This window comes from Nocardia sp. NPDC004278 (genome assembly GCF_053602975.1).
The window spans coordinates 81,283-81,950 of record NZ_JBSGEQ010000035.1 but is presented as its reverse complement, the minus strand read 5'-3'; the positions used below and the strand labels follow the sequence as shown (position 1 = coordinate 81,950).

Sequence of the window (668 nt, the reverse complement as noted above, 5' to 3'; positions counted from 1 at the left end):
ATGTAGGCCGGATCGCGGTGGCCGTCGGGCTTGGCGACGACCAGACGCGCACCCACCTGCAAGGGCCAGAAGAACTCCCACACCGACACATCGAAAGTCGCCGGAGTCTTCTGCAGCACCACATCGTCGGCCGAGAGACCGTATGCGGCGTGCATCCACACCAAACGGTTCACGATCGCAGCATGCGAAACAGCCACACCCTTCGGACGACCCGTCGAACCCGAAGTAAAGATCACATACGCGGTATTGCCCGGACGTAACGGCCGATGCCGATCCGCATCCGTCAACGGCTCACCCGAGAACTCAGCAAGATCGAGCTCATCAATACGGACCTGCCGCGACACCGTCGACTCCAGATCACTGCCAGAAGTCAGCACACACACCGGACGCGCAGTCTCCAGAATGTAATCAATGCGCTCACCCGGATGATCCGGATCCAACGGCACATAGGCACCACCAGCCATCGTGACGGCGTACATGCCGACCACCAGATCGATGGACCGGCGCATACCTAGTGCGATAAGAGAATCCGGTTCGACACCCTGCTCGATGAGCCAGCGCGCCAAGCGGTGCACCCGCCCGGCGAATTCGGCATAGGACAGCGTCGCGTAGCGACTCGATGAGGGGCGGTGGTCGGGCGACGGGTGGGCCAGCGTCGCGTAGCGACT

1 protein-coding gene is annotated in these 668 nt (G+C 62.1%); it reads right to left on the bottom strand.

The window, feature by feature from the left end; all coding sequences use genetic code 11:
• Positions 1-668, bottom strand: a 668-nt coding sequence (locus ACWEO2_RS35985; RefSeq protein ID WP_452409435.1) for an AMP-binding protein, incomplete at both ends; no start/stop codon positions are given.